This is a genomic window from Verrucomicrobiota bacterium, assembly GCA_039027815.1.
GTDB lineage: Bacteria > Verrucomicrobiota > Verrucomicrobiia > Verrucomicrobiales > JBCCJK01 > JBCCJK01.
This window is the reverse complement of the sequence record JBCCJK010000025.1, coordinates 14538-31864: the sequence shown is the minus strand read 5'-3', so window position 1 is coordinate 31864 and position 17327 is coordinate 14538. Positions and strand designations below refer to the sequence as shown.

16 protein-coding genes are annotated in these 17327 nt (G+C 59.8%); 12 read left to right on the top strand and 4 right to left on the bottom strand.

All coding sequences use genetic code 11. The features are described 5' to 3' along the window. Position 1 precedes the first annotated feature (1 nt). On the bottom strand, positions 2-1018 hold the full coding sequence (locus AAF555_08150; protein ID MEM6911543.1) for a hypothetical protein: 1017 nt from the start codon (positions 1016-1018) through the stop codon (positions 2-4). Beyond that, positions 1015-1656, bottom strand: coding sequence for a hypothetical protein (locus AAF555_08145; GenBank protein MEM6911542.1), 642 nt, complete (start codon positions 1654-1656; stop codon positions 1015-1017). The genes AAF555_08150 and AAF555_08145 overlap by 4 nt, the downstream gene beginning before the upstream one ends. A gap of 60 nt (positions 1657-1716) precedes the next feature. On the opposite strand from AAF555_08145, the gene AAF555_08140 reads away from it, so the two are divergent. The 4 genes from AAF555_08140 to AAF555_08125 are packed head-to-tail and all read left to right on the top strand — an operon-like array spanning position 1717 to position 6895. After that, complete coding sequence (locus tag AAF555_08140) at positions 1717-2733, top strand: ATP-binding cassette domain-containing protein (protein ID MEM6911541.1); 1017 nt, start codon at positions 1717-1719, stop codon at positions 2731-2733. A 22-nt stretch (positions 2734-2755) separates the two neighbouring features. Then, positions 2756-3502 carry an ABC transporter permease gene (locus AAF555_08135; protein ID MEM6911540.1) on the top strand — a complete coding sequence of 249 codons (747 nt, stop codon included), beginning with the start codon at positions 2756-2758 and terminating at the stop codon, positions 3500-3502. 12 nt (positions 3503-3514) lie between these two features. Continuing rightward, on the top strand, positions 3515-5452 hold the full coding sequence (locus tag AAF555_08130; protein MEM6911539.1) for a Gldg family protein: 1938 nt from the start codon (positions 3515-3517) through the stop codon (positions 5450-5452). Positions 5453-5455: 3 nt separating this feature from the next. Continuing rightward, a complete protein-coding gene (locus AAF555_08125) occupies positions 5456-6895 on the top strand; it encodes a DUF4340 domain-containing protein (GenBank protein MEM6911538.1) in 1440 nt (479 codons plus the stop codon). A 91-nt stretch (positions 6896-6986) separates the two neighbouring features. Here the strand turns inward: AAF555_08125 and fabV are convergent, their stop codons facing one another. Then, positions 6987-8171, bottom strand: a complete 1185-nt coding sequence (gene fabV / locus AAF555_08120) for an enoyl-ACP reductase FabV (GenBank protein ID MEM6911537.1) — start codon at positions 8169-8171, stop codon at positions 6987-6989. A 220-nt stretch (positions 8172-8391) separates the two neighbouring features. Between fabV and AAF555_08115 the strand changes: the two genes are divergently transcribed. Further along, positions 8392-9048, top strand: a complete 657-nt coding sequence (locus AAF555_08115; GenBank protein ID MEM6911536.1) for a hypothetical protein — start codon at positions 8392-8394, stop codon at positions 9046-9048. Between the two features lie 82 nt (positions 9049-9130). Here AAF555_08115 and proC read toward each other — a convergent pair whose 3' ends face one another. Then, on the bottom strand, positions 9131-9925 hold the full coding sequence (gene proC, locus AAF555_08110; GenBank protein MEM6911535.1) for a pyrroline-5-carboxylate reductase: 795 nt from the start codon (positions 9923-9925) through the stop codon (positions 9131-9133). A gap of 82 nt (positions 9926-10007) precedes the next feature. Here proC and AAF555_08105 point away from each other — a divergent pair, with 82 nt between their 5' ends. From AAF555_08105 to AAF555_08075, 7 genes are all read left to right on the top strand, one after another. After that, the gene (locus tag AAF555_08105) at positions 10008-11708 is read left to right on the top strand and encodes a hypothetical protein (GenBank protein MEM6911534.1); all 1701 of its coding nucleotides are present in this window, start codon (positions 10008-10010) and stop codon (positions 11706-11708) included. 145 nt (positions 11709-11853) lie between these two features. After that, the gene (locus AAF555_08100; protein ID MEM6911533.1) at positions 11854-12294 is read left to right on the top strand and encodes a transcriptional repressor; all 441 of its coding nucleotides are present in this window, start codon (positions 11854-11856) and stop codon (positions 12292-12294) included. 50 nt (positions 12295-12344) lie between these two features. Continuing rightward, positions 12345-13100: a Fe-S cluster assembly ATPase SufC gene (sufC, locus tag AAF555_08095; protein ID MEM6911532.1), complete on the top strand. Its 756-nt coding sequence runs from the start codon at positions 12345-12347 to the stop codon at positions 13098-13100. A 37-nt stretch (positions 13101-13137) separates the two neighbouring features. Continuing rightward, the gene (gene sufB, locus AAF555_08090; GenBank protein MEM6911531.1) at positions 13138-14568 is read left to right on the top strand and encodes a Fe-S cluster assembly protein SufB; all 1431 of its coding nucleotides are present in this window, start codon (positions 13138-13140) and stop codon (positions 14566-14568) included. Positions 14569-14596: 28 nt separating this feature from the next. Beyond that, positions 14597-15934: a Fe-S cluster assembly protein SufD gene (sufD, locus tag AAF555_08085; protein ID MEM6911530.1), complete on the top strand. Its 1338-nt coding sequence runs from the start codon at positions 14597-14599 to the stop codon at positions 15932-15934. A 79-nt stretch (positions 15935-16013) separates the two neighbouring features. Next, positions 16014-16823: a hypothetical protein gene (locus AAF555_08080; protein ID MEM6911529.1), complete on the top strand. Its 810-nt coding sequence runs from the start codon at positions 16014-16016 to the stop codon at positions 16821-16823. A gap of 28 nt (positions 16824-16851) precedes the next feature. Continuing rightward, the gene (locus tag AAF555_08075; GenBank protein ID MEM6911528.1) at positions 16852-17295 is read left to right on the top strand and encodes a hypothetical protein; all 444 of its coding nucleotides are present in this window, start codon (positions 16852-16854) and stop codon (positions 17293-17295) included. Positions 17296-17327 lie beyond the last annotated feature (32 nt).

Genomic DNA, 17327 nt, shown 5'->3' with positions numbered 1-17327 from the left:
GTCAGCGGGTCAGGTGGAAAAGTGCCCTGAGGGGAAAGGTCGAGATTCGACTCAAAAAAGCGAAGCTTTCGCGAAGGGGTGGTTGGAAAAGTAGACTCTGCAGGTGGAGAGAAAGCTGGCTGCGACGATGGTGTTTGCGCCGGATGGCTTGGCGGCCTTCCTCCACCGCGGCCTTCCAGGAAAGCTGCCCGCCAGCATAACGCGAGAGCGGCCCCATGGCCTGGGCGGCCGATTCAAAGGCCATCGACATTCCGTTGCCAGTGAAGGGACAGATCATGCGATTGCCATCGCCAATGGCAAAGCCTTCCGCGGCCGGCTGCTCTCCCAGCTGCAAGCCAGCCACGCCTTGGAAGGAGGCCGGATTGGCGGTGGCGGCTTGCAAACGCTCGGCCAGTTCTTTCAGGCCGACCGCATCCAGGTGCTGCAGAAAGCGAACGGGCCCTTTTCCGGAGAGGCCGGAAACTCTTGGCAGGAGTGCGCACACATTGACCCAACCTTCTTCCACCGCTGAAAGGCCGACATACGCTCCCTCCGCTAGGTGCATCTCGAGGTCAGCGTGCATCGGGAAGTCTCGGAAGTGGCATTTGAGCCCCATCCAGGGGCTTTTGGGGACGGGCCGTCGACCGGCTGCGTCGACGTAGCCCTCCTGGCCGCTGGGCAAAGCCTTGCGACCCAACTCCAAGCGACCCCCCCAGTCTTGCAAGCGCTCCGCCAAGCGCAAATCGAGGCGATGCCGGGAAATGCCGCGGGCCGGTTCGGGCAGGGTAAAGCGGCAGAGCTCGCTCCCGTCTCCCCGCCGCCAAGTGCTGGAGCTCAGGGAGCAGGCGTCTTGCAAGAGGTCATCGATCCCGAGCTTGGCCAGCGTTTCCGATTGGACTCCGCTGATGAACTCGCCGCAGACGCGATGTCGCGGGTAGGGAATGGCCTCGTGGAGAGTGAGGTCGATGCCTTTCTGGCGAAGGGCAATGGCGAGGGAAAGACCGGCCAGCCCGCCTCCCACAATGGTGAGCGGCTTCATAGGGCTTTTTGCAGCGCGCTCAGACGATAGCCTCCTAACAGCGTTTCGGAGAGGGTCAGGCTCCAGCGCGCCTCGTCCAGGCCGAGCCATTCCGGCAATTCCAGACCGCGAAAGCCCGCTTCGATACTGACCCGCATGTCATGACGGGTGACGCGATTGAGGCCGAAGAGATACAAGAGGCGGGAAAGTGAAGCCGTGCGAGGGCGACGCAGCGGCTCGTGAAAGAAAAGACGGGAAAACCTCTGAAACTCCTTCCCTAAAATCGCCAATTCGTCGCGGTCAAAATGATGGAGGATCAAGTTTCCCACCAGGGCCTCCCCCCGCAAGCCAGCGAGGGTCTCAAAGAAGTCGCCCTCTTTCCAAGTCCAGGCTGGTGGCCAGGCTGGCGGGGCCGACCTTAGGTCGCAGGCCGTCCAGTGCCCACGAAAGTCGGTCTGGCCGGAAAGGGCGAGCGTTCCCTCGCCTGCTCCCAATTCGACCACCTTCTGATCGGGATGAGCGGCGAGTTGGTCATGAATCCAGCGTTCACCGCCCAGGAAAAAATTGATGAGACGGAGATCTCGGCGGCTGCGAAGGGCGTCAGGATGTTCGGACGGTAAGCGGTCGAGCAGCTCCGGAGTGAGGACGCGTTGCCACATAGGAAGGAAAGGCAGACAACCCCTACCTCTTTTGTCGCCCCCTTTCGCGGAAAAATTTGCTTGAAAACCTGGTCGGGTTTTCGCAACGATGCCATCCCCCGGTTCCGACCGGATTTCGCCCCCACCATGATCGAGGTCAGCAATCTCCAAAAGCAGTTCGGCAGCAAGGTCGCCGTGAAGAACGTGTCCTTTTCGGTGGAGAAAGGGGAGGTGCTCGGCTTTCTCGGACCGAATGGGGCCGGCAAGTCGACCACCATGCGAATGATCACCGGTTACCTGACTCCCACCGAGGGCCAGGTCAAGGTCGCGGGGATCTCCGTGCATGAAGCACCTGAGGAAGCCAAGCGTCGCATCGGTTACCTCCCGGAAAGCGCGCCGCTCTATCCCGATATGACCGTCTCCGGGTTCCTAAAATTTTGTGCCGGAATTCGTGGGCTGAAAGGGGAGGAGAAGACCTCAGCCGTGGATCGCGCTCTCGCGACCTGCTTCTTGCAGCCGGTGCGCGATCAGAGCATCGACACGCTCTCCAAAGGCTACCGCCATCGAACTTGCCTCGCCCAAGCCTTGCTCCACGATCCGGAGATTCTGATCTTGGATGAACCGACCGATGGCTTGGACCCCAACCAAAAGCGCGAAGTCCGCCAGCTCATTCGAGAAATGGGTCGAGATAAGGCCATTATCTTCTCCACCCATATTCTGGAGGAGGTGGAGGCGGCCTGCAGCCGGGCCATCATCATTGATTCGGGTCGCATCAAGGTCGATTCCACGCCCGGTGAGCTGCTCTCCCGCTCGCCCGAAGCGGGGCGGATCCGAGCCAAGTTGTCCGGCTCGAAACCCACCCCCATTCTGGCTGCCCTCAAAAAACTCCCGAGCGCCCGAGCGGTCGAGACCTTCGAGCAAGGGGAGGATTGGGTGAGCGTGATTCTCGATCCCACCCAAACCAAAGACAACCAGCTGGTGGTGGAGTTGGCGGAACTCGCCCGGGAGAAAGGCCTCCGCTTGGCCGATCTCCAAGTGGAAGCGGGGCGCCTGGATGCGGTTTTCCGGAAGATCACCACCTCGGAAACCGGAGAATGAGCCCTTTTCTTTTCCCTGTTTGATGAAACGCAGCCTGCAAAACATCCTCACCATCTTCCAACGGGAGACGGTGGCCTATTTCACTTCGCCGATTGCCTTTGCCATCATCATTATTTTCCTGCTCATCAGCAGCGCCTTCGCCTTCACCTTTGGCAATCTCCTGGAGGCGGGAGACGCCTCGCTCGGGAATGCCTTTTTCTTTTGGCATCCCTGGTTTTACCTCGTGTTGGCCCCGGCCGTGGGGATGAGGTTGTGGTCCGATGAGCAGCGCCAAGGAACCATCGAATTGCTCTTAACGATGCCGATCGCGCCGTGGCAGGCCATCTTTGGCAAGTATGTGGCGGCCTGCTTTGTCTGGTTTTGCGCACTCCTGCTGACCTTTCCTCTCTGGATCACGATTTCGTTTTTGGGTGAACCCGATCATGGGGTGATTTTCGTGGGCTACATTGCAAGCTTCCTGGTGGTCTGCACCTGCCTTGCGATCACGACCGCGGTTTCCTCTCTCACGCGAAACCAAGTGGTCTGTTTTATCGTCTCAACGGTCATCTGCCTCGGCTTCACCATGATCGGGTTTGGTCGCGTGGAGCAGTTTCTCAATAAGATTTTCTCGCCCGAGGAAGTCAGCCGCATCACCTCGTTTAGCTTCTACCAACACTTCAATAACCTCATGCAAGGGGCCCTCTACCTCAAGGATGTCTTTTACTTCGTGACGCTGATTGCGGTCTCGCTGCTCATCACAAGCGCCGTCATCCGCGCCAAACGAGCCTGAGCCTTCTCCTCCATGGACACCGAGAAAAAATCCACTTTTCATCCCGCGCTCGCCTCTTCCGCTTGGATCGTGGCGGTCGTGCTGATTGCGATCTTTCTGAACTCGATTTTAGGCAACACCAGCTTGGGACGGGGCAAGGTGGATTTGACGCAAGACAAACTTCACACCCTGGCGCCGGGCACCCGAGCCATTTTGGAAGGGATCGATACCCCAGTGACCCTTCGGTTCTACTACACGCGGGACTCCCAGGCTCTCCCTCGGCCCTACAAGCTCCACGCGCAGAAGGTGGAGGATTTGTTGGCTCGTTTTTCAGAAGTGGCCGGGCCGGAACTGCTGGTGGAGATCTATGACACCCAGCCGGACACCGATGCGGAAGACTCCGCCAAGCTGGACCTGATTCCGCCGCGTCGAGTGGGGTTGGAGGAAGTGGTCTACTTTGGCATCGCAGTCAGCTGCCTGGGGGAGAAAGAACGCATTCCCGTCTTGGACCCGGACAACGAGGAGCTTTTGGAATACGAAGTCATCCGGGCCATCAGCCGGGTCATGAATCCCGAGCCCAAGCGAATCGCTGTTCTCAGTAGCCTCTCGGTCCTGGATTTTGGGTCGCAGCGAGGGAACTGGGCCTTTCGGCGGAGTTTAGGCATCTTCGAAGCGGAAGAGCTGGATGCCATGGATCTTTCCGGTCTCGATGACCGCTTCGATCTCCTCCTGCTCTATCACCCTCCCCAGTTGGATGAAGCGGCTCGCTATGCCATCGATCAGTATCTCCTGCGAGGCGGCAAAATCCTGGCTTTCCTAGACCCTTATAGCTATGCGGCCAGCGAGGTCAATCAGGCCAACCAGCGACAGATGAACCCCATGATGGGCCAAGCACCGCAGTTGCCCCTGGCTTCCGACCTCCCGGAATTTCTGGAGTCCTGGGGGCAGACCTTTCACGGCCCCAGCCAGTTTGGCGATGCCCTCGTGCTGGCCGATCTGCGCTATCGCACACGGGTCAGCCTGGACACCTTCGATGAGTTCATGCTGACCTTCAGTAGCGAGGCCATGAACGAGGACGACATCACGACCTCGGGCCTGCGGAGTTTGAGTGGCTTTGCCATGGGCGGCTTCAGCGGCCAGGCGCCCGAGGGCCTGGAAAAGAGTGTTCTGGTCCAGACCTCGGACAAGACCGCCCTCATGCCCTCGTCGGCTGCCTTGCAAACCAGGGGACCCGAAGCTCCGCGCATTGAGCCGAGCGGGGTGGAGTATGAGGTCGCGATTCGCCTGAAAGGAAATTTCTCCACTCTTTTCCCTGAGGGACCTCCTGGAGAGGAGGAAGCCAGCGAGGAGGAAGAGACGGCCTCCGAGGAGGGCCCCGAGCACCTGGCCGAGGCGAGCGCGCCGGGCGCGGTCGTCTTGGTGGCGGACACCGACTTTCTTTTGGACCAACTGGCCTACGACAACCAGCGACCAGAAATCGTCTTCATCAACGGCCAACCCACGGCCATCCCTTCCCCGCGGGGAGGCAACGAGCAATTCTTCCTCAATCTGCTCGATGAGATGACGGGAGACACCAACCTGGTGGGGGCGCGAGGCCGTTCCCTGCGACGTCCTTTCACGCTCTTGAACGAGTTGGAAGCCGAGGCCGAGCGGCGGATCGAGGACAAGATCGAAACCCTCCAAGAGGGCCTTTCCCAGGCCCAAGCTCGCTTTGAAGAACTGCAAGAGCAGCGCCGAGGTGGAGCAGGCAATGCCGTCGACCGTGAGGCCTTGGAGCTGGAGGAAAAAGCCCAAGCAGGGATCGTCCGCTTCCAAAAGGACATCCGAGAGCTGGAGAAGGAGACCAAGAGCGAGCGGGACACCCTCTTGGCCAATATCACGCTCGTGAATGTCCTGGTGCCGCCGCTGGTGGTGGCCTTGGCCGGGATCACCGTCGCCATCCTGCGCCGTTTCCGAAACTCCGCCCGCTAATCCATGACCAAGAAAGAAGTTCTTATCGCCTGGGCCGTTTGTCTTTTGGTGGGCCTGCTCGCCCTCATCGTGACGGTGGCCACCCAGGAGCCGGAGCGATCCGCTTACTCCACCATCAAACCAGGGCAAAAGCTCCTGGCTGAGTTCAATCCAGCCTTGGTCGAAACCATCGTGATCGAAGATGCTTTGGGCAGCGTCACGCTGGAGAAAGCCGAGGCCACCTGGAAGGTGGCCGAGCGCGAGGGCTATCCTGCGGACGGGGAACAAGTGTCCGATCTTTTGGAAAAAGCCTTTGCCATGGAAGTGGCTCAAACAGAGCAGGCTGGGCCGTCGCAGTATGATCGCTTGCAGTTGGATGTCTCGGCCAAGCGAAGCGAGGACGTGGTCCCGCCCCTGCGCATCGCTTTCCAAAAAAAGGAGACCGAAGCGGCGGAGCTGTTCTTCGGGACGCTCATGCGTTCGCGAGGCAATCTGGGTGGCTACGCCGAAGACATGGGACGCTTTGCTCGGGTAGGCGGGGTGGAGGAGGCGGTCTTTGTGGTCGAGGACGCTCTGCGCGATGTGACCGCCGATCCCAAGGAGTGGCTCGCCTCTTCCTTCTTTAAAGTGAGCAAGCTGAAGTCGCTCGCCGTGAGCGCGCCCCACGATCCTGCCTTCGCCGCCTGGGAGGTGGCACGAGAAGATCCCGAAGGAGAGCTTTCTCTGGTGGCGCCAGCCTCTGGAGAGTTTTTGGACGCGGCCGTGGCCACGGATCTCCGCACGATTTTGGAGTCTCCCGACTTCGAGGATGTCTTGCTCGACTTCCAGCCGGAGCCGAGCGAAGGCGAGCGGAGGGTCGTGCTGGAGACCTTTGACGGATTTTCCTACGACCTGCGGCTGGTCCCTTTGAACGAGGGCTTGGAGGAGTGGGCCCTGACGCCGAGCATTTCCTTCACGCCCTTGCCCGAGCCAGCTCCCAGCTCGGTCGAAGCCGAGGTGAAAGCGAGCTGGCAGGAAGAGCGGGAGCGGGAGGCCGAGATTCGACGGATTGAAGCGGAGGCCGACGAGACCCTGAATGCCTTGGCGGCCGAACAGGAGGCGGCAGGAGAGGGCCAGCCAGCAGAAGAGTCCCAAGTGGAAGCCACTCTTGCCAACGAGGGGACCAGTCCCGAAGAGGAGTCGGGCCCGCTCGCGGATGGGCCCGGGGAGCCGACGGAGGAGGAGCGAGCCGATCTCGCCAAGCGGGTGGAAGAAGCCCTCGCGCAAAGCAAGGAGGACTACCAAAAAGCGCTCGCGCAGGCTGAGGAGAAATTCGAAAGGGAGAAGACCTTCAACGGCGTGGTTTACCGGGTCACGCAACAAACGGTCGCTTCGGTTCTACGGACTCGCTCGGAGCTTTTGCCTGCTCCTGAAGAAGAAGAGGCCTCAGCGGAGCCCACCCCGCCGCCTCTGCTTCAGCGTTGAGTGCCAGTGGTTCCCTTTCCTTAGGGCCTATCTTAAGGCCTATGCTTAGGGCCTAGGGGCTCTTGCCGGAGAGGAGGTCGGATCAAAATGCCTAAGCCAGCGAGGGGACTTCCACCAGGGGATCGGTCTCGGCCGTGTAGTCGATGCCGGGGAGACCGAATCCGAAGAGCTTAAGGAACTCTGCTTGGTAGCCGGCGAAGTCGCTCATCTCATCGATTTGCTCGGTGGTGACCCGTGGCCACAAGGCAGCGACCTCGGCTTGCACCTCAGCGTCCATTTCCCAGTCGTCAATCCGAATGCGCCCCGCTTCATCCAGGGAAGGGCCAGCGGCTGCGTAGAGTTGGCTTCGGAGCAAGCGGTCCATCTGCTCGATGCAGCCCTCGTGAGTGCCTTTGGCCTTCATGACTTTGTAGAGGAGGGAGATGTAGAGGGGGACAACTGGAATGGCGCTGCTGGCCTGGGTCACGAGCGCTTTGTTGACGCTCACGAGCGCTTGCGCGCCGTGCTTTTGGCTGATGGCGCGGGCCGCTCGCTCCACGTCTTCTTTGGCTTGTCCAATGGTGCCGTCCTTGTAAATGGGCCAAGTGACTTCGGGGCCGATGTAGCTGTAGGCGACGCTTTTGGCACCCTCCGCCAGGACGCCGGCCTCGGCGAGAGCGTCCATCCACAGCTCCCAATCCTCGCCGCCCATGACTTTGACGGTCTGGGCCACGTCGTCCCCTTCGGCGGGGGGCAGAGTGACGTCTTCGACTTCCTTTTTGTCGGTATTGAGGTTTTTCGCGCTGAAGGCCTGGCCGACCGGTTTGAGCACCGATTTGTAGGTTTCTCCGTTGGTGGGATCGGTCCGTCGGGGAGAGGCCAGGGAGTAGACCACCAGATCGACCTGCCCCGGCCCCTCCTTGATGAGTTGGATGGCCTGCTGTTTCAGTTCCTCGGAAAAGGCATCTCCATTGAGACTCCTGGCGAAGAGGCCATCGGCGGTGGCCGCTTTTTCGAAGGCAGCGCTATTGTAGTAGCCCGGGGAGGCCGTCTTTTTTTCGGTGGGCGGTTTCTCGAAGAAGACGCCGAGAGTGGCAGCGCCCGAGCCATAGGCCGCGGCGATGCGGGAAGCGAGGCCGTAGCCGGTCGAAGCCCCCACCACCAGCACGGACTTGGGCCCGCCTTCGAGAGGGCCGCGTGATTTCACGAGATCAATTTGTTCTTGGACATGGGCAGCGCAGCCCTCGGGGTGAGCGGTCAGACAGATGAATCCTCGGATGCGCGGCTGGATGATCATGGGCTCTTGATAGGCGAGAGGCTGAAGGCTGCCAAGGGTATTTTTGGCTGGGTCGGGCGAGAGAGCCGTGGGCAGCCAGCCGGAAGGGTGGCAAGAAGCCAAAGGACAAGCAAAGGCCAGGCGGCGCGAGGGGTCCCGCTGGCGTCCGGGGAGAAGGGAAGCCCAAGGGCTGAGGCTGTGAGCCGTGAATAGTTTGCTGGGGAGTCCGTCAGTTCGCAGGATGAAGAGTTCGTTCTTAGCGCTGGCTGCGGGACTGCTGTCCCTGCTCTCCGCCTGCACCCCCGCACAGACTTACTACAAGCCGCATCACGTTTCGCCCGATGCGCCCTGGCAGGGCGCGTTTCCCGGTTGGGGCGGCTACCGCACCGAGGAGCTGGGATCCAACCAGCTGCGGGTGACCTTCACCAACTACAACCATCCGCCCATGGACTTCGCGCGGACCTTCGCTTACGCCCGCGCTTCCGAACTGGCCCTGCAACGCGGCTACGACCATTTCAAGGTCGATCGCCAAAGCCCCCGGACCAGCCAGGAAAAAAGCGTCTTCCCGGCCTGGGTCGAGCCGGGGTATGTGACCGAGGACGTCTACCGCAGCGAGTATCGCGATTTTGGGCGAATTCACGTCGAGGAAACGATCGTGGTCAATGAAGTGCCGCCCCAACTCCACCCGGCCCGAACCGTCCAGAACCAGGTCCATGTCTTCCAGATGGATTTCTCACTCGTCCGCCAACCCGGTCCAGGAACCGTCCAGGCTTATCTCTTTCTCAAAAGCCTGGAAAGCAAGAGCAACCCCTGGGGTAAGCCGCCCTTGGATCCCGCGACCAAAGCGGCCATCAGGGCTTACGAAGCTCGGCTGGCCCGCCTTCCGAGCGCCGCCTAGATCCAAATGCTCCTGCTGCGGTGCGGGCCAGGAGGGGAGATTTCTCGGCCGCGGACGGGGAGGGAGCGCTTCTGGACGCAGGTTACTGGCCCAATTCTTGGGAGCGCGTGGTGGCCGCTTTCACCCCGGCCAGCAAAGCCGCTCGCAGGCCCTTTTCTTCCAAAGCAGCCAAGCCTGCGATGGTGGTGCCGCCGGGGCTGGTGACCATGTCGCGCAAGACGGCCGGGTGCTGCCCGGTTTCCTTTACCATGCTGGCTGCGCCCAAGACGGTTTGCAGGGCAAGGTCAAGCGCGATCTCACGGGGCAAGCCATTTTGCACGCCCGCGTCGGCCAGCGTTTCGATGAGAGTGTAGACGTAGGCCGGGCCGCTCCCGCTGAGGCCGGTCACTGCATCCAGCAGATCCTCTTTCACTTCGTGCGCGATGCCCACGGCGCCGAAGATGGCCTGGGCCATGGCCGCGTGCTGGCGGGTGGCCCGTGTTCCGAGGGCGTAGGCGGAGGCGCCTTGACCCACCAGGGCTGGGGTGTTGGGCATCACTCGAATGATGGGGCAATCACCGCCAACCGACGTTTCGAGGGTGGCGAGGGCCAGTCCGGCCGCGATGGAGAGCAAAAGGGGCTGGCGAGCGAACTCCAAACTGGCCAGCAGGGCCGGGAGATCTTGCGGCTTGGTGCAGAGGAGGACGACTTCGCTTTCGTCGATGACCTCTTGGTTGGAGGACGCGGGTTGGGCCCCGGTTTGGGCGGCAAAGGCTTCCAGCGAGGGCGAGTGGAGATCGAAAGCTCGGAGGTCGCTCGACTGGACCACCTTCCCTTGGAGCGCGCCGTCGATGAGAGCGCTGCCCATTTTCCCGCAGCCAATGATCCCGAGTTTCATGGGAGGGAGCGTAGAGCGGAATCTTCGATCTGCCTGCGCAAATTTTTGCGTTTGCGGGCCAGGGGCGTCGCCCTTTTTTTGCATGATGCCGATCTTCCTGCTTTGGGCCGCGCTCCTCCTCTTCTCAGAGTGGAAGGTCTCGGCGCAGGATCAGGTCACCAAGATCATCCCCCCCAATATCATCAACAAGCTGCCCCCGCGCTCCATCCAGGGGCTGCCGAACGTGGGAGGAGAGTGGGAATGGGCCTCGAACTCGCCCGTCGTCCGTCGCTACCTGCAGCAGGGGATGGCTTCCATCTATGCCTTCGATGACTATGAGGCCAGTCGCGCCTTCAGTGCGGCCCTTTTGATGGAGCCGGAGTGTGTCATGGCCTACTGGGGTCTGAGTGTTTCCCTGCTGACCCACAATCACGAATACAAAGAATTCCGGCGGCGGGCCTTCGAACGCGCCCTCGCCTTGGCCCCGGCGGCTGGTCGCCAGGAGCAGCTTTACATCGACTCCCTCATCGCTCTGCGAAAAGACGGCCTGCCTCAAATGGTGGCAGTCTTGGGAGCGATTGCCGAGGAATTTCCCGAGGATCGCCACGCCCAGGTCTTGCACGCCTTTCTCAGCCAGGATGGCTTTGATGCCGAAGGCCAGCCTCTGCCGAAGCAAAAGGATAGCCTCGCCACCTTTGAGCGCTTGGCAGGCCTCCAGCCGGACAACCCCATTTTTAAGCATTTCCTCCTCCTGAGCTATTTCCGAGGGCCCGATCCCGAGCCCACCTTGAGAGTCGCGAAGGAGCTGGTGAGCTTGGGCGCGGCCAGTCCTTACCAACTGTTCTCCGGGGCCTCGCTTTTGTATCTTTCGGGCAACTGGGTGGGTGCCCGGGTCGCTTTAGAGAAAGCCCGGGCCGACTACGAACAAGGGTTCCAAGCGGGCCGGGCCGAGCCCTTCGAGAAAGTGGGCTACCTCAAGACGCTGGAACTGTTGGCTTCGGTGGCGGTCGAGCAAGGGGCGGCGGGAGAAGCCCAGCGCCTCGCGCGCGAACTCTCGGCCATTCGCTTTCCCAGCAACCGCTTTGATTCCGCTGGGGCGGGCTTCCAGTTCTATCGAGGCCAAACCCTCCCGACCCGGCTGGCCATTCGCCAGCGCCTGTGGCAGGCCGCTTGGGAGGCACTCCCGGAGTCGGACGCCCTCCGTCGCGACTACGGCGGCGCTTCCAACTACTTCCTCGAAGGCAGCAAGCGTTTCCTCGAAGGCATGCGTGCGCTGGAAGCGGGGGAGGTGGAGGAGGCGCTTCGGCTGCACGCCTTGCTGGTGCAAGCGGGCGAGGGGCTGGCGGCCAGTGGCGATCTGGCCAAGGCCCGAGGCAATGCCGAGGAGTGGGGAGGGGCCATCAAAACCCTCCATTTTTATGAGCGCTACCTGCGAGCCGCCGTCTACATCCGCCAGGGCGAGATCGGCCTGGCCGGCACTTGGTTCAAGATTCTCGGCGAAAAGGCGGGTCAGGGAAATCGCCTGCCCCCACCGGTCCTCTTGGCTCCCATTGAGGAGTTCATGGGCTGGGCCTACCTCGCAGGCGGGCGCACCGACTTGGCGGAAGTGTCTTTCCGACAGTGTTTTGCCATCCAGCCGGGGAACGCCCCAGCCGTTTTGGCGATTGCCCGCCTCCTGGCAGAGGCCGGCCACGAAAAGCGGGCCGCCAGTGCCTACCGGCGTTTCTTGGAAATCTGGGAAAAGGCCCCGCCCACGGCCGACGAAGTCCAAGAGGCGCGGCGCTTCCTCGATCGGGCTGGGTAGGGTAGATCTTCCGATGCCGTCGGGTGAATGGGAGAACCGGGCAAAAACGAGCTTGGTCTTTTCTTTATTTGGAATAATTCTTGATAAAAAGAAACTTCCGTCGAAGGTCTTACGTAATCCAATTCGGGAATCCCATGTCCTCTAAATGAGCACCCCCATCCATGACAAGCGACTTCGCCGGGCCTTGAAAAAGGGTTCGGGAGATTTTCGCATGACCAAACAGCGCCGGGAAGTCTTCGATACCTTGATGGAGAAGCGGAGTCATCCCACGGCCTCCGAGGTCTATGATCTTGTGAAACAAAAAGTCGCCAACATCTCCCTAGCCACCGTTTACAACTGTCTGGAGACGCTGACCAATGCGGGGCTCGTGCGACAGGTGAATTTCGATCGCTCGCCTTCCCGCTATTGTCCCAATCTGACCGACCATGCCCACTTCCACTGTGATGTCTGCGAGTCGGTCCGCGACATACCCCTCCGCAAGGGCGCAGCGGTCACCGAGAGCTGGGTTTTCCCGCGCGGGACCTCCCTCATCGAAGCCAACATGACCTTTCACGGGGTTTGTCCCGACTGCCGAGATCAAGCCTAAGCCGTTTTCAAAAGCCAAAGACCGAAGAAGAAATCTGACACCGCCAAAAGATGAGTAAACTTGCCATTCAAAATTTAGCCGCCCGGGTTGAAGAGAAAGACATTCTCAAAGGACTCACCCTGACCATCCCCCAAGGAGAAGTTCACGCCATCATGGGGCCAAATGGTTCCGGCAAGAGCACCTTATCGAAGGTGTTGGCCGGCCATGAGGGCTATGAGGTGACCGGGGGCGAGGTGTCGATGGACGGGGAAGACATCCTCGAAATGGAAATCGACGAACGTTCCCGGGCCGGTCTCTTTTTGGCCTTTCAGTATCCCTCCGAGATCCCCGGGGTCAGCAACGCCAATTTTCTGCGCGCGGCCCTGCAAGCCCGCCTTCCCAAGGGCGAGGACATCGACGCGGTCGCCTTTTACCAGAAGATGTATGCCCGGATGGACGAGTTGGAGATCGACCGTTCTTTCACCGCTCGCTCCGTCAATGAAGGTTTCTCGGGCGGGGAGAAGAAGCGGAATGAAATCCTCCAAATGATGCTGTTGGAGCCGAAGTATTGTCTTTTGGACGAAACCGATTCGGGACTGGATATCGATGCTCTCAAAATTGTAGCGCAAGGAGTCAATTCCATGCGCTCGCCCGAACGGGGCTTCCTCGTCATCACACACTACCAGCGCCTCTTGGACTACATCGTGCCGGATCATGTCCACATTATGTATCATGGCCGGATTGTTCACAGTGGAACGAAAGAGTTGGCCTTGGAGCTAGAAGAGAAAGGCTACGATTGGGTCAAGGAAGAACTGGTGACCGCTTGAATCGACTTCGCACGTTCGTCACTACTATAAAACGCTTATGAGCACCATCGATCCAGAAGCACAAACCGTTCAGGACATTGCCAGTGAGAAAGATGAAATCGGGAATTTCTACTTTCCCGAAAAACACACTTACGACGCGGGCGTTGGGCTGACCGAAGAGACCATTGATTACATTTCCAACGTCAAAGGCGATCCCGATTGGGTGAGGGAATTCCGCAAGCGTGGACTGGCCCAGTTTTGGAAAAAACCCATGCCGACCAACTGGGCGACCAAGGACCTAGAGAATATCGATTTTAGTAAAATTCGTTATTATCTCTCCTCCGGCGCGCAGCCCAAGCGGAGTTGGGATGAGGTGCCCGATGAAGTGAAGGAGACTTTCGAGCGACTGGGAATCCCGGAACAGGAGCGTAAGTTCTTAGCCGGGGTCGAGGCGCAGTATGATTCCGAAGCGGCCTACTCCAACGTGAAGGAAGAGCTGGCTAAGGAAGGGGTCATCTTCGTGAATAGCACGGAGGGCCTGAAAGAGCATGCCGAGGTCTTCAAACGATGGTTTGGCAAAGTCATCCCGACCGGAGACAACAAATTTTCCGCGCTCAATAGCGCCGTTTTCAGTGGAGGGAGCTTCATTTATGTCCCTCCCGGGGTCAAAGTGAAGCATCCTTTGCAGGCCTACTTCCGGATCAATTCAGAGAATTTCGGGCAGTTTGAACGGACGCTCATCATTGCCGATGAGGGAGCGGAAGTGATGTATATGGAAGGGTGCACCGCGCCCAAGTTTGAGACCTCCACCCTTCACAGCGCGGTGGTGGAGCTGGTCGCGATGAAGGATGCGAAGATTCAGTATGTCACGGTCCAAAATTGGAGCAGCAATGTCTTCAATTTGGTGACAAAGCGTGGTCTGGCGCACGAGAACGCAGAGGTTCGTTGGATCGATTGCAATATTGGTTCTCGGCTCACCATGAAGTATCCAGGCGTCATCATGAAGGGTCGCAAGGCTCGAGGGGAGGTCATCAGCATCGCTTTGGCCAATGACGGACAGCATCAGGACACGGGCGCCAAGATGATTCACGGGGCGGATGAGACTTCTTCCAACGTGATTTCCAAGAGCATCAGCGTGGGAGAAGGTCGTTCGACTTATCGTGGCCAAGTCCACATCCCCAAGCACCTTCGCGGCTGCAAAAACAACACGGAGTGCGATGCCCTGCTCATCAACACCCGCAGTCGCACCGATACCTACCCGGCCATCACGGTGCGGGGTAACCAGCACGCCACCCAGCACGAGGCCAGCGTCAGCCAAGTGAGTGAGGAGCAGATTTTCTACATGCAACAACGCGGTCTCAGCGAGGCTGAGGCCATGAGCTTGAGCGTGAACGGTTTCATTAACGATCTCGTGAGAGAATTCCCGATGGAATACAGCGTCGAGCTGAAAAGGCTGATTGAATTGGAGATGGAAGGCTCTGTTGGCTGAATCCTTGCGAACACAACCCACGCACACCATGCTCGAAGAAACTTTGGAAATGGAATCCTCCACCTCGAACCCCCCGTCGAAACTGTTGGAGACCTTGCCGGCCGCCCCGGCACCCAATCTACCCGATTGGTATCTCGAATCACGTCGCGTGGCGTGGGATCGCTTCCAGGCCCTCCCGCTGCCTCAGCGCAAAGACGAAAGTTGGCGCTTCGCCAACTGGAAGGAGGCCAACCTCAGCCATTATGTCCGCGCCAAGGCGCTTCCCCAGGACCACGCCGCGGCTCTCGCGGCCCGCCTGCCGAAGCTCGAAGGAGCCATCGCTCGCTTCGTCTTTGTGAACGGGCACCTGGCGGTCCGGGAAGTGGGGGAGTTGCCTGAAGGCGTGACCGCTCTCCCTCTCAACGAGGCTCTCCAAACGGCCCCTGAATTGGTCCGACCCCTCTTCGCGGAACAGCGGCAGGAGCTGGGTTCGGCCAAATACGCGGCCCTTCACAAGGCGACTTCCGACCATGGGATTTTCCTCCATGCAGCCGACCAAGTCGAACTGAAGCGGCCGATCGAAGTGGTCCATTGGGTTTCCGGAGAGGACGCGGCCGTCCTCCCACGAACACTTGTGAGCGCCGGAAAGAATGCCGAACTGCATCTCATCGAACGGCTCTTCAACGCGGACGCCACCACTTCCGGTCTCATCATGACCAAGGCTGATCTGCATGCGGCCGAGGGCGGCCGGGTTCGATACGCCATCCAGCAAGACCTCAATATGGAGAGTCGGTTCATGCAGTTGCAGAACACGGTGGTGGCGCGGGATGCCGATATCAAAAGTCTCTTCATGCATGTGGGGAGTCGCTGGGTTCGCTCCGAAAATCTCAGCCGGATGACCGGCACCGGAGCCAACAGCGAAATGCTCTCGCTGGCGGTGGCCGGTGAGACCCAGGAGATGGACCAACGCACCCTTCAAAGTCACGAGGCCCCCCACACCACCAGCGATCTTCTCTACAAAAATGCTCTCTACGATGAAGCCCGCTCCATCTTTGCCGGCCTCATTCGGGTGGATGAGGGGGCGCATTACACCGATGCCTACCAGACCTGCCGGAACCTTCTTTTGAGTGACAAGGCCGAGGCCAACTCCATGCCCGGTCTGGAAATCAATGCGGACCAGGTGAAGTGCAGTCACGGCTCCACTTCGGGATCGATCCCGGATGAGGATCTCTTCTACTTCATGTCACGAGGCATCGATGCGCGGGCGGCCCGGAAGTTGATCATCTTTGGCTTTTCCAAGGAAGTGATCGATCGGATCGGCGACGAGACAATTGTGAAGCTGCTCCTCGAAACGGTGAATGCCAAGTTTGTACGCTTGGGCGTCTGATGGGTCGGAGGATGGTGCGAGTTTTCCAGCCAGAGATCCCTGATTGCATCGCTCTTTGGCGAACGTAACCTTTCGCCGTATGTCCCGAGCCCTTTGGCATTTCGCTCTTTCTCTATTTTTGGCTTTCTCGCTTTCGGCTGAGGAGGGTCCTCCGCTTCAGCTCAATCTGGACGAATTGCCAGCCGATCTGGTGGAGGAAGTGGTCGTTCCTCTCCCGGACGAAGTCTTCCGTTCGCTGGACAAACTGGGCAAACAGAATTGGCACTCCCAGCTCATTGGCAAGCGCTTGGAGGATCTCAGTTTGGTCCAGTCGAGGGGGGAAACGGCTCTTCTCCTGGGCATGGTGGTGGCCAATGGCTTCGTGGCGGTGCAAGCCAAGGATAGCGAAGAAGTCCACCTCACAGGACAGCAGGTGCTGCGTTTGGCTGAGGTGCTGGGGGTCAAGGAGTCGGTCTTGCCCCACTGCCAGATCATCCTGGAAAGTGCCCGGAATGAAGGGTGGGACGAGGTCCGACGGGAGTTGGACCGGGCCCAAAAAAGCGTGCGCGATTCCATGAAAGAGCTGCGCGATGAGAATCTGGCCCAGCTCGTCAGCCTGGGCGGCTGGATCAAGGGCACCCAAGCTGTCGCAGGCCTCCTCTTGCAAGAATACCAGGCAGACGATTCCGAGATTCTCAATCAGCCGGAGCTTTGCGAATACCTCAGCGACACCTTTTACGCCATGCCGCCGGACCTGCGGCAGGGAGAGGTCTTCGGAAAAGTCGAGCAGGGACTGGAGGTCTTGCAGCCGCTCTTGCGGACGAATGCCGATGGGGTCATCGAGGAGGCAAGCCTCGAAATCATCCAGAGCGAAACCACCAATGTGGTCGAATCGCTCTTGAAGTCGTGACATTCCGCGTCTTTTTCTCCCCGCACGAATGAAACCTTTCCTCGTTGTCTCTGCTCTCACTGTGGCTCTCCTTTGGCCGGGCTCGCTGGCCCAGGCCATGGTCCACGATGGCCGCTCCTACGCCATCGAGGAGGCCATCCCCAAGCTGGAGCAGCGTCGCAATCCCTACATTTTGCGAGAGCAGTGGTGGTTTGGCGATCTCGAAAAGCGCGGGCGGAAGGTCATCCGCCACCAGCTCTATCGTGGCAATGACTACTGGTTCTGGGTGGGGGCGAGTGAGCCCTCCGACCGCCTGAGCGTGCACATCTATGACCCGCAGGGCCGCTTGGTGGATGCCGAGTCCTATCGTAAGGAGCAGGTGGCGGCCGCCCGGGTCGAAGCGGAGGTCACGGGAAGCTACTACGTGGTCATCCAGGCTCTCCATGTGAGCCAATCCACCTTGGGTTGGGCCATGCTTTACGGATATCGTTGAGGGCCGACTTTTTGTTCGCGTTTGGCAGCAGG